The sequence below is a fragment of the Brevundimonas sp. UBA6550 genome (assembly GCF_002434505.1).
Lineage (GTDB): Bacteria > Pseudomonadota > Alphaproteobacteria > Caulobacterales > Caulobacteraceae > Brevundimonas.
Genome location: NZ_DJKE01000006.1, coordinates 157,223 through 182,433, shown reverse-complemented (window position 1 = coordinate 182,433; position 25,211 = coordinate 157,223). Strand labels below are relative to the sequence as shown.

The 25,211-nt window shown below is 69.7% G+C and carries 22 protein-coding genes and 1 tRNA gene; 14 read left to right on the top strand and 9 right to left on the bottom strand.

The features are described from left to right. Positions 1–2 precede the first annotated feature (2 nt). The gene (locus B3Z70_RS06865) at positions 3–1,208 is read left to right on the top strand and encodes an NAD(P)/FAD-dependent oxidoreductase (protein ID WP_292045171.1); all 1,206 of its coding nucleotides are present in this window, start codon (positions 3–5) and stop codon (positions 1,206–1,208) included. 37 nt (positions 1,209–1,245) lie between these two features. Next, complete coding sequence (locus tag B3Z70_RS06860) at positions 1,246–2,889, top strand: M28 family metallopeptidase (protein ID WP_292045170.1); 1,644 nt, start codon at positions 1,246–1,248, stop codon at positions 2,887–2,889. Here B3Z70_RS06860 and B3Z70_RS06855 read toward each other — a convergent pair. Continuing rightward, entirely contained in the window at positions 2,886–5,207 is a 2,322-nt protein-coding gene (locus B3Z70_RS06855; RefSeq protein WP_292045169.1) for a sensor histidine kinase, read from the bottom strand. The two genes, B3Z70_RS06860 and B3Z70_RS06855, sit on opposite strands and share 4 nt — an antisense overlap. 128 nt (positions 5,208–5,335) lie before the next feature. On the opposite strand from B3Z70_RS06855, the gene B3Z70_RS06850 reads away from it, so the two are divergent. Beyond that, positions 5,336–5,749 carry a metallopeptidase family protein gene (locus B3Z70_RS06850; protein WP_292022683.1) on the top strand — a complete coding sequence of 138 codons (414 nt, stop codon included), beginning with the start codon at positions 5,336–5,338 and terminating at the stop codon, positions 5,747–5,749. A 4-nt stretch (positions 5,750–5,753) separates the two neighbouring features. Here B3Z70_RS06850 and B3Z70_RS06845 read toward each other — a convergent pair whose 3' ends face one another. Further along, entirely contained in the window at positions 5,754–6,449 is a 696-nt protein-coding gene (locus tag B3Z70_RS06845) for a MarC family protein (RefSeq protein ID WP_292022681.1), read from the bottom strand. Between the two features lie 86 nt (positions 6,450–6,535). On the opposite strand from B3Z70_RS06845, the gene pyrF reads away from it, so the two are divergent. Beyond that, positions 6,536–7,255: an orotidine-5'-phosphate decarboxylase gene (gene pyrF, locus B3Z70_RS06840; protein WP_292045167.1), complete on the top strand. Its 720-nt coding sequence runs from the start codon at positions 6,536–6,538 to the stop codon at positions 7,253–7,255. 39 nt (positions 7,256–7,294) lie between these two features. Here the strand turns inward: pyrF and B3Z70_RS06835 are convergent, their stop codons facing one another. Both B3Z70_RS06835 and B3Z70_RS06830 read right to left on the bottom strand, forming a co-directional pair. Then, positions 7,295–8,455 carry a hypothetical protein gene (locus B3Z70_RS06835; protein ID WP_292045166.1) on the bottom strand — a complete coding sequence of 387 codons (1,161 nt, stop codon included), beginning with the start codon at positions 8,453–8,455 and terminating at the stop codon, positions 7,295–7,297. A gap of 98 nt (positions 8,456–8,553) precedes the next feature. Next, complete coding sequence (locus B3Z70_RS06830; protein ID WP_409514370.1) at positions 8,554–8,826, bottom strand: DUF1674 domain-containing protein; 273 nt, start codon at positions 8,824–8,826, stop codon at positions 8,554–8,556. Between the two features lie 95 nt (positions 8,827–8,921). Between B3Z70_RS06830 and htpX the strand changes: the two genes are divergently transcribed. Both htpX and B3Z70_RS06820 read left to right on the top strand, forming a co-directional pair. Continuing rightward, a complete protein-coding gene (gene htpX, locus B3Z70_RS06825) occupies positions 8,922–9,881 on the top strand; it encodes a zinc metalloprotease HtpX (RefSeq protein WP_312124331.1) in 960 nt (319 codons plus the stop codon). A 194-nt stretch (positions 9,882–10,075) separates the two neighbouring features. Beyond that, the gene (locus B3Z70_RS06820) at positions 10,076–11,680 is read left to right on the top strand and encodes a M20/M25/M40 family metallo-hydrolase (protein WP_292045165.1); all 1,605 of its coding nucleotides are present in this window, start codon (positions 10,076–10,078) and stop codon (positions 11,678–11,680) included. A 337-nt stretch (positions 11,681–12,017) separates the two neighbouring features. Here the strand turns inward: B3Z70_RS06820 and B3Z70_RS06815 are convergent, their stop codons facing one another. Continuing rightward, a complete protein-coding gene (locus B3Z70_RS06815; RefSeq protein ID WP_292045164.1) occupies positions 12,018–13,022 on the bottom strand; it encodes an LLM class flavin-dependent oxidoreductase in 1,005 nt (334 codons plus the stop codon). 102 nt (positions 13,023–13,124) lie between these two features. Between B3Z70_RS06815 and B3Z70_RS06810 the strand changes: the two genes are divergently transcribed. The 6 genes from B3Z70_RS06810 (at position 13,125) to recA (ending at position 19,000) form a co-directional block, all read left to right on the top strand. Further along, positions 13,125–13,490, top strand: coding sequence for a ribonuclease (locus B3Z70_RS06810; RefSeq protein ID WP_292045162.1), 366 nt, complete (start codon positions 13,125–13,127; stop codon positions 13,488–13,490). Positions 13,491–13,567: 77 nt separating this feature from the next. Next, positions 13,568–14,065 (top strand): hypothetical protein, encoded by a 498-nt coding sequence (locus B3Z70_RS06805; protein ID WP_292045161.1) that lies wholly within the window; start codon positions 13,568–13,570, stop codon positions 14,063–14,065. After that, the gene (locus B3Z70_RS06800) at positions 14,062–14,865 is read left to right on the top strand and encodes a phosphatase PAP2 family protein (RefSeq protein ID WP_292045160.1); all 804 of its coding nucleotides are present in this window, start codon (positions 14,062–14,064) and stop codon (positions 14,863–14,865) included. The genes B3Z70_RS06805 and B3Z70_RS06800 overlap by 4 nt, the downstream gene beginning before the upstream one ends. A 1-nt stretch (position 14,866) precedes the next feature. Further along, entirely contained in the window at positions 14,867–15,826 is a 960-nt protein-coding gene (locus B3Z70_RS06795) for a right-handed parallel beta-helix repeat-containing protein (protein ID WP_292045158.1), read from the top strand. A 70-nt stretch (positions 15,827–15,896) separates the two neighbouring features. Next, positions 15,897–17,744, top strand: a complete 1,848-nt coding sequence (locus B3Z70_RS06790; protein WP_292045157.1) for a M20/M25/M40 family metallo-hydrolase — start codon at positions 15,897–15,899, stop codon at positions 17,742–17,744. Positions 17,745–17,917: 173 nt separating this feature from the next. After that, entirely contained in the window at positions 17,918–19,000 is a 1,083-nt protein-coding gene (gene recA / locus B3Z70_RS06785; protein WP_292023682.1) for a recombinase RecA, read from the top strand. A gap of 384 nt (positions 19,001–19,384) precedes the next feature. On the opposite strand, the gene B3Z70_RS06780 is transcribed toward recA, so the two are convergent. The 4 genes from B3Z70_RS06780 to B3Z70_RS06765 form a co-directional block, all read right to left on the bottom strand. Then, on the bottom strand, positions 19,385–21,577 hold the full coding sequence (locus B3Z70_RS06780; RefSeq protein WP_292045291.1) for a 3-hydroxyacyl-CoA dehydrogenase NAD-binding domain-containing protein: 2,193 nt from the start codon (positions 21,575–21,577) through the stop codon (positions 19,385–19,387). 17 nt (positions 21,578–21,594) lie between these two features. Then, complete coding sequence (locus B3Z70_RS06775; protein WP_292045156.1) at positions 21,595–22,800, bottom strand: acetyl-CoA C-acetyltransferase; 1,206 nt, start codon at positions 22,798–22,800, stop codon at positions 21,595–21,597. Positions 22,801–23,013: 213 nt separating this feature from the next. Next, positions 23,014–23,238, bottom strand: a complete 225-nt coding sequence (locus B3Z70_RS06770) for a hypothetical protein (RefSeq protein WP_292023686.1) — start codon at positions 23,236–23,238, stop codon at positions 23,014–23,016. 59 nt (positions 23,239–23,297) lie between these two features. Next, the gene (locus tag B3Z70_RS06765; protein WP_292045155.1) at positions 23,298–24,539 is read right to left on the bottom strand and encodes a PQQ-dependent sugar dehydrogenase; all 1,242 of its coding nucleotides are present in this window, start codon (positions 24,537–24,539) and stop codon (positions 23,298–23,300) included. A gap of 201 nt (positions 24,540–24,740) precedes the next feature. Between B3Z70_RS06765 and B3Z70_RS06760 the strand changes: the two genes are divergently transcribed. Continuing rightward, positions 24,741–24,817, top strand: a tRNA-Met gene (locus B3Z70_RS06760). A 71-nt stretch (positions 24,818–24,888) separates the two neighbouring features. Continuing rightward, complete coding sequence (locus tag B3Z70_RS06755; protein WP_292045153.1) at positions 24,889–25,197, top strand: hypothetical protein; 309 nt, start codon at positions 24,889–24,891, stop codon at positions 25,195–25,197. Positions 25,198–25,211: the final 14 nt, after the last annotated feature.

Sequence of the window (25,211 nt, the reverse complement as noted above, 5' to 3'; positions counted from 1 at the left end):
CGATGAGCGAATCCGTCAGACAGGTTCATGTGATCGGCGCCGGTCCGGCCGGGCTGATGGCGGCCGAACGGCTGGCCCAGGCGGGGCTGGGCGTCGTGGTCCACGACCGGATGCCGTCGGTCGCGCGCAAGTTCCTGATGGCCGGACGCGGCGGCCTGAACCTGACCCATTCCGAGCCGCTGGAGGACTTCGCGGCCCGCTACGGCGCCGCCCGGCCGACCGTCGCCCGCTGGATCGACGCCTTCTCGCCGGCCGACCTGACGCAATGGGTCGAGGGGCTGGGCCAGCCGACTTTCGTGGGCTCCAGCGGGCGGGTCTTCCCCAAGGCGATGAAGGCGTCGCCCCTGCTGCGGGCCTGGCTGGCGCGGCTGGAGACGTTGGGGGTTCAGGTCCGAACGCGCTCGCGCTGGATCGGATGGCGGGACGGGGCCCTGGCGTTCGAGACGCCCGAGGGCGAGCGGCTGGAACGTCCCGACGCCGTGCTTCTGGCCCTGGGCGGCGCCAGCTGGCCGCGCCTGGGTTCGGACGGCGCCTGGACCGCGTGGCTGGATGCGCCGACGACGCCGTTTCGACCCGCCAACGTCGGTTTCGACGTCGCCTGGTCGCCGCTGTTCCGCGAACGGTTCGCCGGTCTGCCGCTGAAGGGAATCGCCCTCGGCCACGGCGACCGATCCGTCAGGGGCGAGGCGATGATCGCCGGCTATGGGCTGGAGGGCGGGGCCGTCTACGCCCTTTCGGCGGCTCTGCGCGACACGGTCGAGGCGGCGGGTCAGGCCGATGTGCGGATCGACCTGAAACCCGACATGGACATGGCGCGCCTGATCGTCCGGCTGGATCGGCCGCGCGGCAAGGCCAGTCTGTCGAACCATCTGCGCAAGACGGCAGGGCTGGAGCCGGCGGCGGTCGCCCTGCTGCACGAAGCCGGCCCGCCGCCCGCCGAACCCCGCGCCCTGGCCCAGCGGATCAAGGCCCTGCCCCTGATCCTGAGCGGCGTCCAGGGGCTGGAGCGGGCCATATCCTCGGCCGGCGGGGTCCGGCTGGACGGCGTGGACGCACGGCTGATGCTGCGCGAACGCCCGGGCGTCTTCGTCGCCGGCGAGATGCTGGACTGGGAGGCGCCGACGGGGGGCTATCTGCTCCAGGCCAGCTTCGCCTCGGGCGTTGTGGCCGCCCGGGGGGTGATCGACTGGCTCGACAGCCAGGGCTGAGACGGGCAGGGTCCGCCGGTTCGATCAGGAGTTCTCGATGCGCCACGCCCTCCCCGCCGTTTCCGCCCTGGCCCTGACGATGGCCTGCGCGCCCGCCCAGGCCCAGCAGGCGCCGGCGATCGACGCCGAACGGATGAACCAGGCGGTGCGGGTGCTGGCGTCGGATGCGTTCGAGGGCCGCGCCCCCGCCTCGCCCGGCGAGGAGAAGACCGTCGCCTGGCTGGTGGACCAGTTCCGCGCGGCGGGCGCCCAGGGCGGCGGGCCGGACGGCGCCTTCGTCCAGGTCGCCCATCTGTCGCGCACGCGCCAGGACGGCCCGGCCGTGGTGACCGCCCATGTCGGGGGCCGCACCCTGAACCTGCAGCGCGGGCCGGACGTGCTGGTGTCCAGCGACCGGCCGGTGAACCACATCACCGTGACCGACGCGCCGGTGGTCTTCGTCGGCTATGGCGCGACGGCGCCCGAGCGCCAGTGGGACGACTTCAAGGACGTGGACGTGCGCGGCAAGGTCATCGTCGTCCTGGTCAACGATCCCGATTTCGAAGCCGCCGAGGGCGATCCGGTCGCCGGCAAGTTCGACGGCAACGCCATGACCTTCTACGGCCGCTGGACCTACAAGTTCCAGGAGGCAGGCCGTCGCGGCGCGGCGGGCGTGCTGGTGGTGCATGAGACGGCCGGCGCCGGCTATGGCTGGTCCACGCTGCAGAACTCGTCGGCGGCGCCCAAGTTCGACATCGTGCGCGCCAACCCCGACGCCGAGCGCGCCCCCTTCCAGGGCTGGATTCAGCGCGCCAAGGCCGAGGAGCTATTCCGCGCCGCCGGCCTGGATTTCGCCGCCCTGAAGGCAAGCGCGCGCCGGGCCGACTTCACGCCCGTCGTCCTGCCCGGCCTGACCCTCAGCGTCGATTTCGGCCAGCTCGCCGACCGGGTGGAGACCAGGAACGTCATCGCCCGCATTCCGGGTTCGGAGCGTCCGAACGAGACCGTGATGTATGGCGCCCACTGGGACGGCTATGGCGTCGGCACGCCGAACGCCCAGGGCGACAAGATCTATAACGCCGCCGTGGACAATGCGACCGGGGTCGCCGCCCTGCTGGAGCTGGCCCACGCCTTCGCCGAGGGACCGCGCCCGAAACGGTCGGTGGTCTTCGCCGCCTGGTCGGGCGAGGAGGCAGGGCTGCTCGGCTCGACCTATTACGCCGCCAATCCGGTCTGGCCGCTGGAGACCACGGTCGCCAACATCAATGTCGACAGCCTGCTGCCGGGGACCGAGATCGACCCCGACGTCGTCGTCATCGGCAAGGGCAAGAACCAGTTGGACGACGTGCTGGCCCGCCATGCGACGCAGGCCGGCCGCACCCTGATCGCCGATCCGGCGCCCCAAGCCGGCGCCTTCTATCGCTCCGACCACTTCCCCCTGGCCCTGAAGGGCGTGCCGGCCCTGTTCCCGGCGGCGGGTTTCACCGGCGCCAGCGCGGCCAGCCGCGACTATGTCCAGAACCGATATCATCAGCCCACGGACGAATGGAACGACACCTGGAAGATGGACGCGGCCGCCGCCGATGTGGCCCTGATCTACGCCGTCGGACGCGAGCTGGCCGACAGCGACCAATGGCCGGAATGGAATGCGGGCGCCGAGTTCGGCCCGGCGCGGGATGCGTCGAAGGCGTCGCGGCGTTAAAGCTCCAGCTGAAGCTCGGGCGCGGCGGCGGTGGTCGCGGCGCCCAGCGGCAGGTGCAGGATGAAGGCGGCGCCCTTGCCCGGTTCGCTCTCGACCTCGGCCCAGCCGCCGTGCAGTTCGACCAGCGCCTTGACCAGGGCCAGACCGACGCCCGGACCGCCCCGCTCGCGCCGCACGAAACGGTCGAAGACGTGGGCCTGCAGGTGATAGGGGATGCCGCGCCCGGTGTCGGAGACCGTCAGGCGCACTTCTGACGGACCGGCCTCGGCCTTCAGGACCACCGCCCCGCCGTCCGACACCGCCCGCGCGGCGTTCTCCAGCAGATGATCCAGCGCCTGGCCGATGCGATGCTGGTCGGCGCGGATCGGCTTCAGATCGGTCGGACAGCTAATGGTCAGGGTGGCGCCGCGCCCCTCGATCCGAGCGCGGACCTTTTCGCCCGCCTCGGCCAGCAGATCGCAGACGCGCAGGTCGCCCAGCGACAGCTCCATCTCTCCGGCGTCGATCTGGGCCATGTCCAGCACATCGTCGATGGAGCGGGCCAGCTGGCTGGCGGCGACGCGGATGGCGCCGGCGTGCTGGCGGCTGCGGTCGGGCAGGTCGCCCATCGTCTCCAGCAGTTCGGAATAGCCGACGATGGTCGTCAGCGGCGTGCGCAGTTCATAGGAGACGCTGCCGACGAACTCGCGCTTCAGGGCCTGGCTTTCGGCCAGGGCCTGTTCGCGCTGGACTAGCGCCTGTTCCAGCCCGCGACGGGCGGTGACGTCGGAAAAGGCGACCAGGGTCGCGCCGTCCGGCAGGGGGCGGGTCTGCCAGGCGGCGACGCGGCCGTCCACGGTGCGCCCCTCGCCCGAAATGGCCACCCGGCTTTCGGGATCGGGGTCGGCGACGCGCGCCTTCAAGCCCAGCCACAGGGCCGGGTCGGGCAGGACCGCCTTGCACAGTTCGGCCAGGGCGTCGAAATCGGCCAGGGTCGCGATCCGCTCGGCCGACAGGCTCCAGAAGGTCTCGAACGCCTCGTTATGCAACCGCAGCCGGCCGTCCGAGCCGAACACGGCGACCGCATCGTTCAGCTTGTCCAGGGTGGCGCGCTGAACCTGGATCTGGGCGTTGAACCGGCTGCGCAGCTTCAGTTCGTCGGTGATGTCCGAGAAGATCAGCAGGATGCCGCCCAGCGGGTGCGGCTGGCGAACCACCCGCAAGGTGCGCCCGTCCGGCAGGGACCAGCTGTCGTCGGGCGAGGCCTCGGACGCGCCGTAGAAGTCCAGCTCGTGCGCCTTCCACCCGGCGTAATCGACGACCTCGGGCAGGCTGCGGCGCTGACGCAGGCGGTCCAGCAGTTCGGCGTGGGTCGGGCGTTCGTCCAGCCACGCCGGGTCGATGTCGAACAGGGTCTGGAAGGCGGTGTTGTGGAAGGCCAGCCGCTTCTGCGGGCCGAAGATGGCCACGGCGTCCGCCAGGTGGTTCAGCGTCTCGTCATGGGCCTCGACATGGCGGCGCAGGGTGTCGCGGGTCTCTTCCGCCTCGGTGACGTCGATGGCGAAGGCGGTGACGGCGCCGCCCCCCGCCGGTTCGGCGATGATGCGCCAGGCGCGCCGGGCGCCGCCCCCGGTCGTCCAGCGAAAGCCTTCCTGACGCACGCCCAGCCGCGCGGCCTCGGCGACCAGAGCGTCGGCGCCGCGGTCGAACGACAAGCCGGCCTCGACAGCGGCGTCCAGGGTCTCGGCGTTGATCGCGTTCAGCCAGGCGCGGTTGGCCCAGGCCAGCTTGCCCGTGCCATCCACCACCCAGGTCGGCGTGGGCGAGGCGTCGCCCAGCATGGCCAGGCCGCTTTCGGTCGCATCCGCCCCGGTCAGGGTGAAGCGCGAGGCCGGCGACAGGCGCAGCCAGGCCGCGCCGCCCGCGACCCGCCCCTCGATCCGCCAAGGCTCCACCGCATCCAGCGCCGCCAGCCCCTCGAACGCCTGGCCCGATTGCACAAGGGCGTCGATCAGGGCGCCGTGCGTCTGTCGCAAGCGGGCCAGGACGGCGGCGCCCACGTCGTCGCTGTCCTCGGCCAGCCGCGCCACCAGCTCGGCCGATCCGATGGGCGCTCCGGCCGCCTGGCCGTCCGGCGTAAGGGCCAGGCTGACGTCGTCGAAGGCGCGCAGCATGGCGTCGTGGCGACCCAGGCTGGCCAGGGCCTCGACCCGCTCGCGCTCGGCCTCGTCGGCGGCGGCGTTCAGCCGCCCGCGCATCAGCAGGGCCCAGGCGCTGACGGCCATGGCCAGTCCAGCTGCGCCTGCAGTGGCGACATAGGCGATGTCGGCCTCGGCCATTCGTGTCCTTGGAGAGTGCGCGCCGCGATTCGCTAACCATAACGCCAACCGCGCGAAAATGCGGCAGTCGCGTGATCGCGTCATCGCGCCCCGTTGCGAAGGCGGGCGCGGACGGCGATATCGCCCCCATGACCGACGCTCCGATGTCCGCCGTCCTGGCCCCCTCGCTCGACGATTTCGCCCGTCTGGCGCGCCAGGCGTTCGACGCCCTGCCCGCCCCGTTCCGGCAGGCGGCGGGCGAGGTGGTCATCCGCATCGACGACTTCGCCGACGAGGCGACCCTAGCCGAGATGGAGATCGAGGATCCGTTCGAGCTGACGGGCCTGTATCACGGCGTGGACATCGGCCGACGCGACAGTCTGGGACCGGCGGCCGAGCCGTCGCGGGTTTTCCTCTATCGCCGTCCGATCCTGGACGAATGGTGCGAGCGCGGCGACGTGGAGATCGGCGAACTGATCGCCCACGTCCTGATCCACGAGATCGGCCACCATCTGGGCCTGACCGACGACGACATCCACGCCATCGAGGATGATGCGGATTGAAGACCTATTTCGTCGCCGGATAGGGCGTCGTCACCGCGCCGGAGATCATGCCGGGGATGGCCTCGCCCAGACCTAGCAGGATGAACTGGATCGCAAGCGCGCACAGGATCAGGCCCAGCACCTTGACCACGATGGCCATGCCGACTTCGCCCAACAGGCGGCTGAGCGACCCTGTCAGGGCGAAACAGACGAAGGAGACGGCGCAGGCGGCCGCGATGGCGACCAACGAGCCCATGGTCCCGGCATAGCCCAGCTTGGCCGCCTCGCCCGCCTGGATGATCACCGCCGAAATCGCGCCAGGCCCGATCATCAGCGGAATGGCGAAGGGCACGACCAGGCGCTGGAACCGACGACGGGCATAGCCGCGCACGTCCTTGGCGTCGCTCAGCGCGTCCTTGTCGGCGAACATGGCCAGGAAGTCGCCGCGCGCCATGTCCAGCCCCAGGAACAGCAGCAATATGCCCCCCGCGATGCGGAAGGCCGCGAGGGAGATGCCGAAGAACTGCAGCAGGCCCAGGCCGGTGAACAGGAAGAAGGCCAGAAAGACGGTGGCGAAGGCGCAGATCAGGGCCGAGACCGAAATCCGCTGACGCAGCGTGGCCCCCGCCGTGGCGGCGGCGAAGATCGGCAGATTGCCGATGGGGTCCAACAGGGCGAACAGGGTCACGAACAGGTTGACACCCAAATCGACTGCGTTCATCGCCTGCCCTCGCCTTCAATCCGTCCACGCCGCTTGCCGACGCGCCCCTTGGTCGTCCGGCATAGCCGCTAAGCGCGAGTCCGTCGATGACCCAGACCTCAGTTGCGGCCCCCGACGCGCGGATCATCTGCGCCCTGGACGTGCCGACCACCGACGAGGCCGCCGCCCTGGTGGAGCGGATCGGCGATGCGGTCGGCTTCTACAAGATCGGGCTGCAGCTGTTCGCGGCCGGCGGCATGGACCTGGCGCGCGACCTGAAGGCCCAGGGGCGCCAGGTGTTCCTGGACTGGAAACTGCACGACATCGGCGCGACGGTGGAGAAGGCGACGGCCAATCTGGCCGGGGCCGGCTGCGATCTTCTGACCGTTCATGCGCGGCCCCAGGTGATGGCCGCGGCGCGGCGCGGCGCGGACGGATCGAGGCTGAAGGTGCTGGGCGTGACCGTCCTGACCAGTCTGACGGCCGAGGATCTGGCGGCGGACGACCACAGCCTGTCGCCGGCGGACCTGGTGGCGTTGCGCGTGCGCCAGGCGCTGGAGGCGGGGATCGACGGCGTCGTCTCCAGCCCGCACGAGGCGACGCGCGTCCGCGACCTGGCGGCTGCGGCGGGACGGCCGGACTTTCTGATCGTGACGCCGGGCGTGCGGCCGGTCGGCGCGGCGCTGGACGACCAGGCGCGCGCGGCGACCCCGGCCAAGGCCCTGCAGGCGGGAGCGAGCCATCTGGTGATCGGGCGGCCGATCACCGCCGCCGCCGATCCGCGCGCGGCGGCGCTTGCCATCGCAAACGAAATCGCCCCGATCTGAGACAGACCGGGGCGACGACGCTTTGGTTCCGCTAGGCGATCAGCCGCGCTCGCCCGGCTCCTGGGCGTAGCGATGACGCGGCGGGGCCTGGGGCGCAGGGGCCTCGGGCGGCGGCAGGTCGCCGTAATAGCTGGGCGGAGGCGGCGGCGGGGCTGCGTTCACTTCCGGCGGCGCCACATAGACCTGGGCCGGGGCGACGTTGACCGGCGCCGACTGCACATAGACGGGCGACTGGTCGACATAGACCGGACCGCCGACCTCCACCTGGGCGGGGGCGACATTGACCTGGGCCGGGGCGACCTGCACGCGCTGGGGCCCGATGTTGACCGGGGCGGCCTGGGCGTAGATCGGGGCCTGATCGACATAGACGGGCGGCCCCACATCGACCTGGGCCGGGGCCAGATTGACCTGGGCCGGGGCCACCTGCACGCGCTGGGGCCCGATGTTGACCGGCGGCGCCTGAACATAGATGGGCGGCTGTTCGATATAGGTGGGCGGCCCCATCTCGACCTGGGGCGGCGCAATGTTCACCTGGGACGGGGCGACATAGATGCGCTGCGGCGCGACCTGAACCGGCGGACCCTGAACATAGACGGGAGGCTGTTCGACATAGCCCTGGTCGTAACGCTGCTCATAGCGTTGTTCGTAGCGGACCGGCGGGCGAACGGGCGGGCGGCAGTTGCAGTCGACCGGACGGCCCGGATACGGACGCCAGCCGATATAGTCGCGGCCGAAGCCATAGACCGGATAGCCGACCGGGGCGCTGACGGGCGGACGACCGACCAGCACCGGGGCCGAGGTCACATAGCCGCCGCCATAGCCGCCGCCGTAATAGCCGTCCGAATAGCCGCCGCCGCCCACATAGGTCGTGCCGCCGCCGACATAGCCGCGCTGGAAGCTGGACGAGCTGGAATAGGACCGGGCGTTGATGGCCGAATAGGCGGTCGCGCCGGCATAGGCCCCGGAGTTGGCGTAGGCGTTGGAATAGGCGTTGGCGCCGCCGTTCACGTTCACATTGACGTTGTGGTTGGCGTTGTAATTGCCGCCGCCGTAATGGCCGCCGCCGCCACATCCGCCGCCGCAGCCGCCATAACCGCCGCCATGGCCGCCTCCGTGACCGCCAGGGCCTCCGGCCAGGGCGGGCGCTGCGGAGAGCAGCAGAGCCGCCGACGCGGCGGTGATCATCGACTGTATCGTCACGAGACAGACTCCTCTGAGTTGTCCCGACATCGGCAAAACCGGCGCCTGTTTCTTAAGCGAAGGTTAACGACACAGGCTGGGGCGCCGCGGCCGCTGCGTCAGAAGTCCACGGCGATGCCCTTCTTCTCCCAATCGCCGAACCGGGTCGGCTCCGGCCCCCTGGGTCCGCCATGCTCGGGATCGGCCTGGCCGCCCGCCGCCTGGGCCGCCTCCTGCTGCGCGCGGCGATCCGCCGCCTCCTGCAACGCGCGGCGGGCGGCCTCGCTCAATGGCCGCTCGGGCGTGGCGTGGGGCACCTCGGCGTTGAAGACGGGGCCTGTCGGCGGCGTCTGGTCGTCGCCGACAGGCGCGGGGGTGGGATGTTCGGTCACAGGGCGGCTCCCTTGAGGCTTGGTGCGCCTTTCCTCAAATAGACGATCGAACCCGTGACGCCAGACGCTGCGGCCGGATCGGGCCTGGAACCGCGATGAACCATCTGAAGACCTTCGCCCTGCTCGCCGCGATGACCGCCCTTTTCATGGGCCTGGGTTATCTGATCGGCGGCGCGACGGGCATGGCCGTCGCCCTGCTGTTCGCGGGCGGGATGAATCTGTTCAGCTACTGGAACGCCGACAAGATCGTGCTGAAGATGTATCGCGCCCAGCCGGTCGACGAGCAGCACCCCAACGCCGTGGTCAGGAACTATGTCGCCGACGTGCGCCAGATGGCCCAGGACGCCGGCCTGCCCCAACCCCAGGTCGCCATCATTCCGAACGACCAGCCCAACGCCTTCGCCACCGGCCGCAACCCCGAGAACGCCGCCGTCTGCGCCACCACCGGCCTGCTCGACATGCTGACCCGCGAGGAGGTGCGTGGCGTGATGGCGCACGAACTGGCCCATGTGAAGAACCGCGACACTCTGATCATGACGGTGACGGCGACCATCGCCGGCGCCATCGCGGCCCTGGCCAACTTCGCCCTGTTCTTCGGCGGCAACGACCGCGAGCGTCCCGGCGGCGTCATCGGCACGCTGGCCCTGATGCTGCTGGCGCCCATGGCGGCGGGCCTGGTGCAGATGGCCATCAGCCGGGGCCGCGAATACGAGGCCGACCGCGTCGGCGCCGAGATCGCCGGCGACCCCCAGGCCTTGGCCAGCGCCCTGCAGAAGATCGAAGCCTACGCCAAGCGCATCCACAATACGACGGCCGAGCGCAATCCGGCCTCGGGCCAGCTGTTCATCATCAATCCGCTGGCGGGCCGCGGTGCGGACAATCTGTTCTCCACCCACCCGGCGACCGGCAACCGCGTGCGCGCCCTGTTGGAGCTGGGCGCCAAGATGGGAATGCAGCCGCCGGAACCGACCCAGCCCCGCCCCGCCGCCGGCTTCACCGCCAGCACGACCGGCGTGCCCACCACGCCCCCGCCGTCAAGAGGTCCGTGGGGCTGAGGCCGCACGCTCGGGGCACACCCAAGATCGTCATTCCGGGGCGTCCGAAGGACGAACCCGGAACCCAGGCGCCTGGCGCTGATCCCAATAGATTCACCTCCGACCGGGGCGGTTCGTCACACCCCGTCGGATTTGCGTAAATCGACGTCATCGCGTCAGATGCCGCCCATCTGAATCATGGGGCTGTTTGTTGAATGTCGCGTCTGCTCGCCTTTGTCTCCGCCGCCGCTCTTCTGGCCACGCCCGTCATGGCCCAGTCCGTTGACCGGGTGGCCATCAACGGCATCATCGACCAGGGGCTGAACCACAGCCAGGTGATGCAGACCGCCGCCTATCTGACCGACCGGATCGGCGGGCGGATGACCAACTCGCCCCAGATGCGCGAGGCCGAACGCTGGGCGCAGCAGCAGTTCCGCGACTACGGCCTGTCCGACGTGCGAGCCGAAGGGTTCGAGTTCGGACGCGGCTGGTCCATCGTCCGCGCCAGCGCCCGCATGACCGCGCCGCGCCCTCTGGACCTGCGCGCCATTCCCGTGGCCTGGACGCCCGGCACCAATGGAACGATCAGCGCGGGCGTGATCGTGGCGCCCCTGTCCAAGGTCGAAGATTTCGACAAATGGCGCGGCAAGCTGTCGGGCAAGATCGTCATGATCTCTCAGCCCGGCACGGGGTCGGAACCGACCGAGCCGGCCTTCCGCCGCTGGACCAGCGCCGAATTGGCCGAGCGCAACACCTATAACCAGCCGCAGTATTCGCCCGCCGCCATCCGCAAGTCGCTGGAGACCGCCGATTTCGCCTTCAAACTGGACGCCTTCCTGGTCGAACAGGGCGCCCTGGCCTGGGTGCGGATTTCCCAGCGCGACGGCGGCCTGCTGCACGGCACGGGCTACACCTATCAGGTCGGCGCCACGCCGAAACTGGCGGGGATGGAGCTGGCGGCCGAGGACTATCGCCGGCTGGCGCGCCTCGCTTTGACCGACGCCCCGCCGACGCTGGAGCTTAACAGCGAGGTTCGGTTTCATGACGAAGACGTCAACGCCTACAACATCCTGGCCGACATACCCGGCACGGCGCGCGGCACGGAATACGTCATGGCCGGCGCCCATCTGGACAGCTGGGTCGCCTCGGACGGCGCCCAGGACAATGCGGCGGGCAGCGCGGTCGTCATGGAGGCGGCGCGCATTCTGAAAAGCCTGAACGTGCGGCCCAAACGCACCATCCGCTTCGCCCTGTGGAACGGCGAGGAGCAGGGCATCCTGGGGTCGCTGGCCTATGTCGACCGACACCTGGCGACCCGCGCGCCGTCCAACGACCCGGCGTTGGCGGGCCTGGCCAACAACCGCACCTGGCGCAGCCGCTGGCCCGTTGAGCCGCGCGCCGGCTATCGCGATCTGGTCGCCTATTTCAACCTGGACAACGGCTCGGGCAAGATTCGCGGCATCAACGCCGAAGGCAATGTCGCCGCCGCCCCGATCTTCCAGGAATGGCTGGCGCCCTTCGCCAGCATGGGGGCGACCACCGTGTCGCTGCGCAACTCGGGCGGCACCGATCACGTCTATATGCAGACGGTGGGCGTGCCGGGGTATCAGTTCATCCAGGATCCGCTCGACTATTCCGCGCGCATCCACCACACCAGCATCGACAGCTACGACCACCTGAAGGCCGAGGACCTGCGCCAGGCCGCCATCATCCTGGCCAGCTTCCTGCTGAACGCCGCCAACCGCGACGAGCCCCTGCCCCGGATGCCCCTGCCCACCCAGCCGACGCCGAGCGATCCGTTCGAATATCCGGCGGATTGAGGCGCGGTCGCCTTGAATGCGTCAGATGCGGATCGCTGGTCGCCAGATGTAGAACAATCACCCAACGGCAGCCGCGTGCGCCTGAAAGCAACAGCCATCGCCTGTTCGGCTTCGGTTCGAAAGCGTTGAACCGGGCGACTTCGGTCCGGTTTCCTCGACTGTCGCCCGCTTAGGCCACTGCGCCACCGCCATGGGATTGAGCCCCAACTCCCGGATCAGCGGCGCGTAGCGAAGCTTGCGATCGCTGTCTCGGCGCTTGGACATCGTGCATGCTCGTGACGAACCTGTACCTAGGACAAGCCCTGGGATTGGGGACCTGTGAAAGGACGATGGGCTTTCAGGCCGCTTGCGCCTGTTCCAGCTGCTCGCGCACCTCGGCGACGATTTCCAGGCTGCGGATGCGGGCGGCGTTGTCGAAGGCCATGCCGGTGACCATCAGCTCGTCCACGCCGGTCAGGGCGATGAAGTCGGCGAGCTGGCGCTTGACCGTCTCGGGCCCGCCGACGGCGGAATAGAGCAGGCGGCCCCTGGCGGCCTCGATCTGTTGGGGCGTCAGGACCGTGGCGATGTCGTCCACCGGCGGCGGCAGCTTGCCGGGCTTGCCGGTCGAGAGGCGGGCGAAGCTTTGCTGCATGGAGGTGGACAGGCGCACGCCTTCCGCATCCGTATCGGCGGCGAAGACGTTGATGGCGGCCATGGCGTGGGGCTGGGCCAGCCGGTCCGAGGGGGTGAAGCTGCGGCGATACAGCGCCAGGGCCTCCAGCAGCAGTTCGGGGGCGAAATGGCTGGCGAAGGCGTAAGGCAGGCCCAATTGTCCGGCCAGCTGGGCGCTGAACAGGCTGGAGCCCAGAAGCCAGATCGGCACGCGCAGGCCGGCGCCCGGCACGGCGCGGACGGGCTGGTTCTCGGCGGCCGGTTCGAACCACTGGATCAGTTCGACCACGTCGCGCGGAAACTGGTCGGCGCCTTCGAAATAGCGACGCAGAGCGCGGGCGGTGGCGCCGTCCGTGCCCGGCGCGCGGCCCAGGCCCAGGTCGATCCGGTCGGGGAACAGGGTCTCCAGCGTGCCGAACTGTTCGGCCACGACCAGCGGCGCGTGATTGGGCAGCATGACGCCGCCCGAGCCGACGCGGATGCGCTGCGTCCCCGCCGCCACATGGCCGATGACGATGGCGGTCGCGGCGCTGGCGATGCCGGGCATGTTGTGGTGTTCGGCCAGCCAGAACCGCCGGTAGCCAAGGCGGTCGGCGGCTTGGGCGAAGGCCAGGGTCTCGTCGAGGGCGCGGCGGGCGTCGCCGCCTTCGACGATGGGCGACAGGTCGAGGACTGAGAACGGGATCATGACGCCTAGATCGGGGCTGGCGCGCGGCGTTCAAGGGCGGACCGGCGGAACCGCAACGGCGTCGGGCGCTTTAAATTGTCTCCACCATGAAAGAGCCGCGCCATGACGGACGCCGACCCCGCACCCTCCGAAAACACCAAGCCCGAGGCCGAGTGCGACGACGCGCGCGAAGCCGCCGACATGGGCGAGCGCCCGGACCTGGGCCACAAGGCCGACACCCTGATCGACGCCCTGGACGGCAGCGATTCGGGCTCCGACACCCGCGCGGGCTCGTTGCGGGGCGGATCGGCCGGCGGTTCGGACGACGACCCGGATTCGCGCAAGATCAATCAAACCCTGGCCGAGGAAGGCCGGGCCGAGGCCGATCCGGACTCGCCGTCGGACGCCGGACCTGACGGAATCGCGGGTTCGGGGCGGGATTTCGAAGGCTCCGGCGGCGATCCGGCCGAGGGCGGGCGCAAGGAATAGGCGCGCGACGCCTTGCCGCCGCCGCAAGCCTGCGCCACGGTGGCGCTTAGACCCTTCGGTCCAGGGACTCTTCTTCGATGATGCTTCGTTTGGCGGCGGTTTCCGCCGTTGCTCTGTTCGGCCTCGCCGGCTGCGACCGGGCGAACGCCCCAGCCCGGCCGTCCGCAAAGGCGGAAACGGCCGCGCCGGTTGTGCCCGCCGAGCCGGCGGCGGCGGGTAATGCCGCGCCGGTGGATGCGCCTGCGCCCGCCGCGGCCGCGGGGACTACGCCGGCGTTCGCCCCCCTGTATCCCGGCGCCCGGATCGACGGCGCGCCCCTGACGGCCAATGGCGCGGCCGGGCCGGGCGGCCTGGTCACCTTCACCACGGACGCCTCGCCGGACGAGGTCGTGGCCTTCTATCGCCAGCGGGCCGAGGCCGCCGGGCTGAAGTCGGTGACGGGCATGAACCAGGGCGAGGCGCGGGCCTATGGCGCGGCGGGCGACACGGCTGACGGTCCCTCGCTGCAGGTCGTCGCGGCGCCCAGCCCCGACGGCGGAACCTCGGTGCACATGAACTGGAGCGCCGGGTCGTGATCGGTCGCGCGGCGCGGCTGGCGGCGGGAGCGGGCGCCGTCCTCGTGCTGGCCGCCTGCGCCGGATCGCCCAAGTCCGTCGCGACCCTGCCCAAGGACGGCTATCTGTCGGCCGGCGTGCTGTCGGACATGGCCGCCGCCATCCCCGCCCCGCCGACGCCCGGATCGCCCCAGGATGCGGCGGACAAGGCGGCTTCAGCCCGCTATGCGGCGCTGGAGGACGGCGACCGCTGGCTGCTGGCCACCTCCCATGCCGAGGTGCGGCCGCCGCTGGCGTTGCAGCATTTCGATTGCGCCCTGGGGGTTCGGCTGGGCTCGGCCGAGACGCCCGTGCTGGACCGGATGATGGGTCGCCTCTTCCACGACGCCGCCAGCGTCGCCGAACAGGTCAAGGCGCGCCAGATGCGCCCCCGTCCGGTCGCGGACGATCCCCAGCGCCGCGCCTGCCAGACCCTGGACGCGGCCGCGCGCCGCAGCGGCTCCTATCCGTCGGGCGGCGCGGCGGTCGGCGTCGCCTATGGCGAGGCGTTCGCGGCGCTGGAGCCGGATCGCGCCGAGGCCGTGCGCCGGATCGGCCATCAGATCGGGATCAGCCGCCTGGTCTGCGCCATGCACTATCCCAGCGACGTGGCGGCGGGCAAGACGATCGGCCGTCAGGTCGCGGCCCGGGCCGTCGCCGACCCCGCCTTCCAGGCCGACATGGCGGCGGCGCGCGCCGAACTGGCCGCCGCCCGCCGCACGGGCCTGACCAATCCCGGATGCGCGGCCGAGCGGGCGGCCCTGGCGACCGTCCTGCCCTGAGATGGCGGGCTGGTTCGCCCTGGCGCTCGCGCTCCAGTCCGCCCCGGACCTGCCCGCCGCCCGGCCTTGCACGACGCAGGAGATGGCGGACCTGACCACGCCCTCGGTCCAGCCGTATCGCCTGATCTGCCGGGCCGACACAGGCGGGCGCGACATCCGCCGCCGGGTGTTGATCGAGGGCCATGCCGCGTCAGGCGCGGCGCTGGACTGCGGCGGAGGCGACATCCGCGCGCCGGGCCAGGCGACCACCAGCGCCCCGACCGTGGCCGTCTGGTCGCGCCGCCAGGGCGACGGCTGGTCCCGGCCCAGCGATGTGTCCATCCACAAATGCGGCGTCGCGGGCAATGTCCGCATCTGGGGCATGGGGGCGGGCGGATCGATGCGGGACCTGCTGGCCTCGTCCCGCACGGCCGGACATACGCTGGCGGCCCAATCGGCGGCGCCGATCAGGGTCGTCATGGATCGCGTGCGGTTTCAGGGCATGGGGACCATTCCCCTCTATATCGGGCCGGGGGTGACGCGAACCACGGTGACCCGCTCTCGCTTTTCCGGCCGGTCCACGTCGGTCGCCGTCTATCTGGACGCCGAGAGCGCCGGCGCCCTGATCCAGGACAACGATTTCGACATTCGCACCGGGCGCGAACAGATCGCCATGGACGGGTCGGGCGCCAATCGCATCGTCGGCAACCGGCTGTCCCTGAGCGGGCGCGGCGGGGTCTTCCTGTATCGCAACTGCGGCGAGGACGGGGTGATCCGCCACCAGACGCCGTCCTATAATCAGATTACGGACAATGTCTTCGTCGGGGCCGGCTGGCTCAGGCCGCGCGCGGTAGTGATCGGCTCGCGCGAGGGGCGCAGACCCTATTGCGGCGACGACCGGGGCTGGCCGTTCGGGTCCAGCATCGACGACGGCGACGGCGCCACGGGCAATCTGACGGCGCGCAACAGCGTGCGTCGCTGATCGGGACGCCCCTTGCGCCCGGCGTCCGCGCAGGGCTGACTGGACAGATCACGATCAGGGGGAGAAGACGATGCGGCTGATCCTGTTGTTCACGGCGCTGGCCGTCGGCCTGGGTCTGGCCGTGATGGCCAGCCAGACGCCAACGCCCCGACCGATCTCTACGCCGGCCGAAGTCTTTTCCGCCGCGCGCGCGATGGCCGATGTGCGCGAGATCGCCCGCGCGCCCCATCCGGTCGGGTCCGACGACCACGCGCGGGTCCAGGCCTATCTGATGCAGCGGATGACGGCCCTGGGCCTGGCGCCTCAAATCCAGACCGGCCCCCTGTCGCCGCGCGCCGTGCAACGGATGGAGCGCGAGGGTCGCAGCGCGCAGGGACTGGCGGCCGCCAATCTGGTTAGCGTCCTGCCCGGTCGCGATCCCGACCGGCCCGCCGTCCTGATGATGGCCCATTACGACAGCGTGCCCAACTCGCCCGGCGCGGCCGACGATGCGACGGGCGTTGCGGCCATTCTGGAGGCGGTGCGGGCGATCAGGGCGCGGGGCGGGGCGGACCGCGACCTGATCGTTCTGCTGACCGACGCCGAGGAACTGAACCTGGACGGGGCGCGGGTCTTCTTCGCCGCCCATCCGTGGCGCGACCGGATCGGCGCCGTCGTCAATCTGGAAGCGCGGGGCGGCGGCGGTCGGGCCATGATGTTCGAGACCGGGCCGGGCAACGCAAACACCATCGCCGACTATGCCCAGGCGACCGGCGCCGCGACGGGCGGCCCGTCCAGCAACGCCCTGGCCGTCTTCGTCTATCGGCTGATGCCGAACGGCACCGACTTCACCGTGGCGGCGGCCAAGGGACTGGCCGGGATCAACCTGGCCTTCATCGGGCGGCCGGATCAGTATCATTCGCCCGCGGCCACGCCGGACGCCCTGGATCAGGGCAGTCTGCAACATATCGGATCGCAGGCGCTGGAGGTCGCGGACGCCTGGCTGCGCGCGCCGACCCTGCCTCAGGCGACGCAGAACGCCGTCTATGCCGATCTGTTCGGCCTGACGGTCGTGCGGCATCCGCCGGTCGCGGGCTGGGCCCTGCTGGCCATCGCCGCCCTGGCGACCGGCTTTACGGTCTGGCGGGTGCGTCGCGTTCAGGTCTTGAAGGTGGGCGCGGTCCTGCGCGGCGCGGCGGACGGGGTGTGGCTGCTGGCCGCCGCCTTGGTCGCGGGCCAGGCGGTGCGGGTGCTGGCCGGGCCGCTGGGGGGACGGGTTCAGTCGCCCGAGACCTATTACACCCTGCTGCGCCGCCTGCCGGTGCTGGAGATCGGGGTGGCGCTTGCCTTGTCGGGCCTGGCGCTGCTGCTGATCGCGGGGCGAGCCGGCGGGCGGACGGTCGCGTTCGGCCTCGTCGCGGCGGCGGCGTTGACGACCGCCCTGTCGGGGGTCGATCCGGTCGTGCTGGGCGCGGCGGCCGTCGCCGTGGGCCTCGGCCTATGGCCGCGTGCGGCGGAGGAGACGCCCTGGGGCGGGTGGCTGGGGCTGATCGGGATGGTGTTGGTTCTGGGCGCCATCGTTCAAGCTATGGCGCCCGAGGCGGCCTTCCTTCTGATCTGGCCCGCCGTGATCGCCGCCTTGACGGCAGCGGCCGCCGCCCTGATCTCCGCGCGTCTGACGACCTGGACCGCCCTGATCCCCGCTGCCCTGGCGACGGCGGTGGTCGGCGGATGGCTGCTGATGCAGGCGCATGGCGTGTTTCTGGGCGTCGGCATGGACCTGCCGGGTGTTCTGGGCGTCATCGCGCTTCTGATCCTGCTCCTGGCCCGCCCCCTGTCGCCCAGCGCCGATGGCGGTGTCCGGGCGTTGAGCCTAATCGCAGGCGGATTGGTCGTGGCGGCAATGGTCGCGGGACTTGGGGCGCGACTGATCGCTTGATTGGAATGCGTCAGAAACGGTCGTATTCGACCTGATGTTCTCGTTTTGATCGAGAGAACATCTTGTGAACCAGAACAAACCATGCACATAGTCGCCCTCACGAAACGGGGGCGGGTCCAGGCGGGTCTCTCCCAAGCTTAATGACGGGAATCATGGCAAGGGAGACGAAGGCAATGGCTTCGCAGGCGGCATTGAAATTGGTGGGCAAGGACGACGGCGACAAGCAGCGCGCCCTGGAGGCGGCGATCGCGCAGATCGACCGCGCCTTCGGCAAGGGCTCGGTGATGAAGCTCGGCAAGGCGGGCGTGGTGAACGAGATCGAGAGCGTCTCGACCGGCTCGCTGGGTCTGGACATGGCGCTGGGCATCGGCGGCCTGCCGGTCGGGCGGGTGATCGAGGTGTTCGGCCCTGAATCGTCGGGCAAGACCACCCTGGCCCTGCACACGGTCGCCGAGGTGCAGAAGAAGGGCGGGGTCGCCGCCTTCGTCGACGCCGAACACGCGCTGGACCCGGTCTACGCCCAGAAGCTGGGCGTCAACCTGGACGATCTTCTGGTGTCGCAACCGGACACCGGCGAGCAGGCGTTGGAGATCGTGGATACGCTCGTCCGTTCGGGGGCCGTGGACATCGTGGTCATCGACTCCGTCGCCGCCCTGACGCCCCGCGCCGAAATCGAGGGCGAGATGGGCGACAGCCTGCCGGGCCTGCAGGCGCGGCTGATGAGCCAGGCGCTGCGCAAGCTGACGGCTTCCATCTCCAAGTCCAAGTGCATCGTCCTGTTCATCAACCAGATCCGTCACAAGATCGGGGTCATGTATGGCTCGCCCGAGACGACGACGGGCGGCAATGCGCTCAAGTTCTACGCCTCGGTGCGTCTGGACATCCGCCGCACCGGCGCGATCAAGAATCGCGACGAGGTGGTCGGCAACACCACCCGGGTCAAGGTGGTCAAGAACAAGGTCGCCCCGCCGTTCCGCGAGGTCATCTTCGACATCATGTATGGCGAAGGCATCTCCAAGCTGGGCGAGGTGATCGACCTGGGCGTCAAGGCCGGGGTGATCGAAAAGGCCGGCAGCTGGTTCAGCTACGACTCGACCCGCATCGGCCAGGGCCGCGAGAATGTGCGCGAGTTTCTGAAACAGAACCCCGACATCGCCGCCTCCATCGAAAAGGCCGTGCGCGCCTCCACCAACAAGATCGCCGACGAACTGCTGGGCACGCCCGAGCCGGACGAAGGCCAGGATCTGGAAGGCTGACGCCAGAACGAGGGGCTGGGCTGTAAGGCGGACTTTGAGCGTTCGCATCTGCTGTGGCCCGGTCTTTTCACCGCTACTCCGTCGCCCCTAGCGACCCGCCACCGACCCCGCGAAGGGCGGCGGAGCGACCCGCTCGACCTCGTGTCGGGCGGGTTTTTTTCTTTGGGGCTGCTGGATGTCCAGTCCATCCCGCTCATCCCGGCGAAAGCCGGGACCCAGTGCTTTGGGATATCCGGCTTGGGCTCTGGTTCGGGCAATCGACCCAGCGCATTGCCGAGCGACAGAACGGGGTGCCGGCTTTCGCCGGGATGAGCGGGATGGCTCAAACCAAAACGGGCGACCCGAAGGCCGCCCGTTCCGTAGGTCAACGCTGTCCGCGGCCGATCAGGCGGCGGCCTTCTCCGGGGCGAACTTGCCGTAGAAGGTCTCGTTCCTGGCGGCCATGTCGCGCAGCAGCTGCGGCACCTTGAAGCGGTCGCCGTACGACGTCGCCAGACGGTCCGCCGTCTCGACGAACCGGGCCAGACCGATGCCGTCGATGAAGCTGATCGGGCCGCCGGTCCAGGGCGCGAAGCCCCAGCCCAGGATGGCGCCCAGGTCGGCCTCGCGCGGGTCGTCGATGACGCCCTCTTCCCAGCAGCGCGCCACTTCGACGGCCTGACGATACAGCAGGCGCGTCTTCAGCTCGTCGATCTGGGCGAAGGCGGTCGGCTCTTCCGGCTGGTCGATGCCCTTGGTGACGGGGGCCAGGTCGGACAGACCCTTCCAGAGCGTCTTGGGCTTGGTGTCGTAATCGTAGAAGCCCTTGCCGTTCTTGCGGCCGAAACGTCCGCCCTCGACCATCTTGGCGACGATGTCGGCGCCTTCCGACGGGACATATTTGTCGCCTAGGTCCAGCGCTGTCTGTTTGGCGATCTTGTAGGACAGGTCCAGGGCGACGTCGTCGTGCATCTCCAGCGGGCCGCGCGGCATGCCGGTCATGCGGCCGACATTGTCGATCAGGGCCGGGCCGTAGCCCTCCTCCAGCATCGCCATGCCCTCCATCAGGAAGGTGGAGAAGCAGCGCGAGGTGTAGAACCCGCGACTGTCGTTGACGACGATCGGCGTCTTCTTGATCTTCAGGACGTAATCCAGCGCCTTGGCGATGGCGGCCTGACCCGTCTTTTCGCCCAGGATGATCTCGACCAGCATCATCTTGTCGACGGGCGAGAAGAAGTGGATGCCGATGAAGTCCGCAGGCCGCACCGAGGCCTCGGCCAGGCCGGTGATCGGCAGGGTCGAGGTGTTGGAGCCGAACACGGCGCCCTCGGCCAGTTGCGCCTCGGCGCGCTTGGTCACGTCCGCCTTGATCTCGCGGTTCTCGAACACGGCCTCGACGACCAGGTCCGAACCCTTGATCAGATCATAGTCGGTGGTCGCGGTGACGGAGCCGAGCAGGGCGTCATACTTCTCCTGCGTCAGCTGACCGCGCGACAGACGCTTCTTCAGCAGTTCCTCGACATGGGCCTTGCCCTTGTCGGCGGCTTCCTGGGTCTGGTCGATCAGGATGGTCTCGATGCCGGCCAGCGCCTGCACATAGGCGATGCCGGCGCCCATCATGCCGGCGCCGATGACCGTGACCTTCTTCGGATCGGACTTGAGAATACCCGCCGGACGCACGGCGCCCTTGTCCAGCTCCTGCTTGGACAGGAACAACGAACGGATCATGGCCTGGGCCTGGGGCGTCATCAGGGTCTTGATGAAATAGCGCGTTTCGATGCGCAGGGCGGCGTCCATCGGCACCTGCGTGCCCTCGAACACGGCCTTCATCAGGTTCACCACGGCCGGATAGTTGCCGTAGGACTGTTTGCGCAGCATGGCGTTGCCGACCATGAAGTTCTGGATGCCCGCCGGATGGAAGGGGCCGCCGCCGGGCAGTTTGAAGGACTTCTCGTCCCATGGCTGCACGGCCTTGCCGCCGTTCTTGATCCAGGCCTTGGCGGCCTCGACGGCCTGCCCCTTCTCGACCACCTCATGGACGATGCCGGCGCCCTTGGCGTCGTTGGGGCGGAAGGACTTGCCCTCACTCATGGCCATCATGGCGTTCTGAACGCCGACCAGGCGCGTCAGGCGCTGGGTGCCGCCGCCGCCGGGGAACAGGCCGACCTTGATTTCGGGCAGACCCAGCTGAATCTTGTTGTCGTTCTCGACCACGCGGTAGTGGGCCGCCAAAGTGAACTCCAGCCCGCCGCCGAGGGCCAGACCGTTGATGGCCGCCGCGATGGGCTTGCCCGAGGTTTCCAGCGCGCGGAAGGCGCCGTTCAGCGTCCAGCCGGCGTCGAACGCCTTTTGCAGGTCGCCGCCCCCCGACAGGACGCCGCCGGCCATGTCGCCGAGATCCGCGCCGGCGCAGAAGCCCGACGCCTTGCCCGAGGTGATGACCGCGCCCTTGATGGCGTCGTCGGTCTTGATGCGTTCGACCAGTTGCGGAATCTCGGCGATCACCTTGCCGGTCAGGGTGTTCATCGAACGGCCCGGCACGTCGAAGGTGACCAGGGCGATGCCGTCGGCGTCGACGTCGATCTTGAAGTTTTCCATATTCATTCGCTCCCGGATCAGACGCGTTCGATGACGGTGGCGGTGCCCATGCCGCCGCCGATGCACAGGGTGACCAGGGCGGTCGACTTGTTCGAGCGTTCCAGCTCGTCCAGGGCGATGCCGGTGATCATGGCGCCGGTGGCGCCCAGGGGGTGGCCCATCGAGATGCCGCCGCCGTTCACGTTCATCTTGGCGTGGTCGATGTTCAGGGCCTGCATATAGCACAGGACGACGGCGGCGAAGGCCTCGTTCAGCTCCCACAGGTCGATGTCGTCGGGCGTCATGCCCAGCTTGCCCAGCAGCTTGCGCGTCACATATTCCGGGCCGGTCAGCATGATCGACGGCTCCGAGCCGATCGAGGCGCCGCCCAGGATCTTGGCGCGCGGCTTCAGGCCCAGGGCCTGGCCCGCTTCCAGCGAGCCGATCAGCACGCCGGCCGAACCATCAACGATGCCGGACGAATTGCCCGGCGTGTGGACGTGGTTGACCCGCTCGACCTCGGGGTAGCGCTGGTTGATCACGCCGTCGAAGGCCATTTCGCCCATCATGGCGAAGGAGGGGTTCAGGCCGCCCAGGGTCTGCATGTCCGTGTTCGGACGAATGGTCTCGTCGTGGTCCAGGATGGTCAGGCCCAGCTGGTCCTTGACCGCCAGGACCGAGTTCTTGAACCTGCCCTCGGCCCAGGCCTTGGCGGCGCGCTTGTGGCTTTCGACCGAATAGGCGTCCACGTCGTCGCGGCTGAAGCCGTATTTGGTGGCGATCATGTCCGCCGACACGCCCTGGGGCACGAAATAGGTCGGGAAGGCCGAGGACGGGTCGGTCGGCCAGGCGCCCATGTCTGACCCCATCGGCACGCGGCTCATGACCTCGACCCCGCCGCCGACGGCGAAATCGGCCTCGCCGGACTTCACCTTGGCGGTGGCCATGTTCACGGCTTCCAGGCCCGAGGCGCAGAAGCGGTTGACCTGAACGCCGGCCGTATCCTGCGACCAGCCGGCCGACAGGACCGCCGTGCGGGCGATGTCGGCGCCCAGTTCGCCCACCGGGGTCACACAGCCCAGGATGACGTCGTCGACCTTGGAGGTGTCCAGATCGTTGCGGTCGCGCAGGGCCTCCAGAACCTGGGTCGCCAGGCTGAGGCCGGTGATCTCGTGCAGCGAGCCGTCCTTCTTGCCCTTGCCGCGCGGGGTGCGGACGGCGTCGTAGATATAGGCGTCGGCCATGAGAGGCGTCTCCATGTTTGGCCCCCATGCGCGACACGCGATGTCGCGCGGCTTGGAGGGCGAGGGGCGGTTCGAAGCGTGAACGTCAAAAACCCTACGTTTACGTCAACGTCAAGTAATAAGCCGCGTGAAGGCCTGCCAGGGGCAGCCCCGGTTAAAACTTCTCCGTCATTACAGGGTGGCGGGCCGAAGACGTCGCTTCGGCCGCAAGGCTTAGTTGGCGCGGGGAATCCGGGTCGCGCCGCCGGTGATCTTGCAGGCGTATTCGGTCTGGGGCCGACCCGTCTGAAGGCCGGTCGGCGTCAGGATGCCCTGGTCGCGGGTGCAGGCCGCCTCCAGCGTATCCAGCTCCTGCTGATAGGTGTTGGTCCCGCCGGTCGTGCCGCAGGCCGCCAGCAGCGGCAGGGCGAGGGCGGTGGAGAGGATCAGCATACGCATGGCTCGGTTGCTCCCTTTGGGACGCGCGCGCCCCGACTTCGCCCCCTGGCGATGAAACCCTACTGCGTCGCCGCCAGCCTGACCAGCTTGCCGTTCTGCTCGTCGGTGATGGCCCAGACCGAACCGTCGGCGGCGACCGCCACGTCGCGGATGCGCTCGCCCAGATCGGTCAGCAGGCGCTCCTCGCCGACCACGCGATCGTTCTGGATCACCAGACGGGCGATGTGTTTTTCCTTCAGGCCCGCGACCAGCAGGTTCCCCTCCCAGCCCGGGAACATGGCGCCCTGATAGAAGGTCGCCCCGCCCGGCGCGATCACCGGATCCCAGTAATAGACGGGCTGCTCCGTGCCCGGCGCCTGGGTCGCGCCGGTGTTGATCCGGCCGCCCGCGTACTCGACGCCGTAAGCCGCATCGGGCCAGCCGTAGTTCAGGCCGGCCTTGTCGATATTCACCTCGTCGCCGCCGCGCGTGCCGTGTTCGATGGTCCAGACGGCGCCGGTTCCCGGCTGGACGGCGACGCCCTGGACGTTGCGGTGCCCCAGGCTCCAGATCTCGGGCAGGGCCCCGGCGCGGCCGACGAAAGGATTGTCCTGGGGCACGGAGCCGTCGGCGTTGATGCGAATGGTCTTGCCCATGTGGGAGCCCAGATCCTGGGCCTGGGGCTGCATCGGCTTGTCGGACCGCTCGCCCAGGGTGACGAACAGATGCCCGGCGAGATCGAAGGCCAGGGACGAGCCGTAATGCTTGTCGCCGTCATAGACCGGCAGGGCGCGGAAGATGACCTGGACATTCTCCACCCGCGATCCGTCGTCCGACAGCCGCCCGCGCGCGACCGAGGTGGCGTTGCCACCCTGGCGGGGCTCGGCGTAGCTCCAGTAGATCATCCGGTCCTGGGCGAAGTCGGGGCCGACGATGACGTCCAGCAGGCCGCCCTGGCCGCGCGCATCGACGGCGGGCAGGCCCGCGACCGGTTCGCCCACCTGACCCTGGGCGGTGACGATGCGCAGGCGGCCGGGCTTTTCCGTCACCAGCCAGCGACCGTCCGGCAGGGCGGCGAGCCCCCAGGGATGCACCAGGCCCGAGGCGACGACGGTGTGGCTCATGGCCTGTTCGCTCTTGACGCCCGGCGCGCGGGTCTGACCGTCGAAGGCCGGTCGCTGGTCGGGATTGTTGGCTGGCCGCGTCTCCAGCGGCGCGCCGGCCCGGGCCTGAGGCGCCGATGACGCGCTTTCGCCGCTGGCCCCGCAGGCGGCCGCGAGGACGAGCAGGGAGGTGGACGCGGCGGCGACGATCAGGCGCATGGCGCAGGCTCCGAAAAGGCGTGGGACGTATCGGTCGAAAACGGCCGCTCCAGCGTTACCGTTCCGGTCGGCGGCAGTCATGCGCTCTATCGCCGCACGATCCGGCGCCGCACGATCTGGCCCAAGACGACTTGAACACGACGCCCGACGGCGATATAGGCACGCCTCCTTCGCGGCTGGCCCCGGCCCCGCGACGCCCGGGACTGGGTAGCTCAGATGGTTAGAGCGGTGGATTCATAACCCACAGGTCGGCGGTTCGATCCCGCCTCCAGTCACCACTTTTTCGCTGCAACCCGCGCCGCCATCCTGCGTTTACGGTCGAGCTTTCAACCTTGACTGGAGAGACGCCGTGACGATCCGCACCACAGCCCTGATGGCGGCCGCCGCCGTTCTGACGTTGGGCGCTGCCGCCTGCACCCAGGCCGAGCAGGACAAGGCCGAGGTTCATGCCGAGACGGCCGCCGACAAGACCGCCAGCGCTGCCTCCCAGGCCGGCGAGGTGATCGAGGGCGGGGCGATGAAGGCCGCTCAGGCGGTTGAGACGGGGGCGGGCAAGGTCGCCGACAAGCTGGAGAACGAGCAGGCGCAGGCCGCGGCCGAGGGCAAGCCCGGCGCCATCGACCCGGCGACCGACACGCGGGTTCCGGCCAAGAACTGATCCTGCCCGGTCGG

Excerpts from the sequence above, each read along its gene's own strand:
- B3Z70_RS06780 (WP_292045291.1), bottom strand. The coding sequence starts at position 21,577 with ATGGAAAACTTCAAGATCGACGTCGACGCCGACGGCATCGCCCTGGTC.
- B3Z70_RS06790 (WP_292045157.1), top strand. The coding sequence starts at position 15,897 with ATGCGGCTGATCCTGTTGTTCACGGCGCTGGCCGTCGGCCTGGGTCTG.
- B3Z70_RS06770 (WP_292023686.1), bottom strand. The coding sequence starts at position 23,238 with ATGCGTATGCTGATCCTCTCCACCGCCCTCGCCCTGCCGCTGCTGGCG.
- B3Z70_RS06820 (WP_292045165.1), top strand. The coding sequence starts at position 10,076 with ATGTCGCGTCTGCTCGCCTTTGTCTCCGCCGCCGCTCTTCTGGCCACG.
- B3Z70_RS06815 (WP_292045164.1), bottom strand. The coding sequence starts at position 13,022 with ATGATCCCGTTCTCAGTCCTCGACCTGTCGCCCATCGTCGAAGGCGGC.
- B3Z70_RS06805 (WP_292045161.1), top strand. The coding sequence starts at position 13,568 with ATGATGCTTCGTTTGGCGGCGGTTTCCGCCGTTGCTCTGTTCGGCCTC.
- B3Z70_RS06850 (WP_292022683.1), top strand. The coding sequence starts at position 5,336 with ATGACCGACGCTCCGATGTCCGCCGTCCTGGCCCCCTCGCTCGACGAT.
- B3Z70_RS06865 (WP_292045171.1), top strand. The coding sequence starts at position 3 with ATGAGCGAATCCGTCAGACAGGTTCATGTGATCGGCGCCGGTCCGGCC.
- recA (WP_292023682.1), top strand. The coding sequence starts at position 17,918 with ATGGCTTCGCAGGCGGCATTGAAATTGGTGGGCAAGGACGACGGCGAC.
- B3Z70_RS06855 (WP_292045169.1), bottom strand. The coding sequence starts at position 5,207 with ATGGCCGAGGCCGACATCGCCTATGTCGCCACTGCAGGCGCAGCTGGA.
- B3Z70_RS06795 (WP_292045158.1), top strand. The coding sequence starts at position 14,867 with ATGGCGGGCTGGTTCGCCCTGGCGCTCGCGCTCCAGTCCGCCCCGGAC.
- B3Z70_RS06775 (WP_292045156.1), bottom strand. The coding sequence starts at position 22,800 with ATGGCCGACGCCTATATCTACGACGCCGTCCGCACCCCGCGCGGCAAG.
- B3Z70_RS06845 (WP_292022681.1), bottom strand. The coding sequence starts at position 6,449 with ATGAACGCAGTCGATTTGGGTGTCAACCTGTTCGTGACCCTGTTCGCC.
- B3Z70_RS06765 (WP_292045155.1), bottom strand. The coding sequence starts at position 24,539 with ATGCGCCTGATCGTCGCCGCCGCGTCCACCTCCCTGCTCGTCCTCGCG.
- htpX (WP_312124331.1), top strand. The coding sequence starts at position 8,922 with ATGAACCATCTGAAGACCTTCGCCCTGCTCGCCGCGATGACCGCCCTT.
- B3Z70_RS06860 (WP_292045170.1), top strand. The coding sequence starts at position 1,246 with ATGCGCCACGCCCTCCCCGCCGTTTCCGCCCTGGCCCTGACGATGGCC.
- B3Z70_RS06810 (WP_292045162.1), top strand. The coding sequence starts at position 13,125 with ATGACGGACGCCGACCCCGCACCCTCCGAAAACACCAAGCCCGAGGCC.
- pyrF (WP_292045167.1), top strand. The coding sequence starts at position 6,536 with ATGACCCAGACCTCAGTTGCGGCCCCCGACGCGCGGATCATCTGCGCC.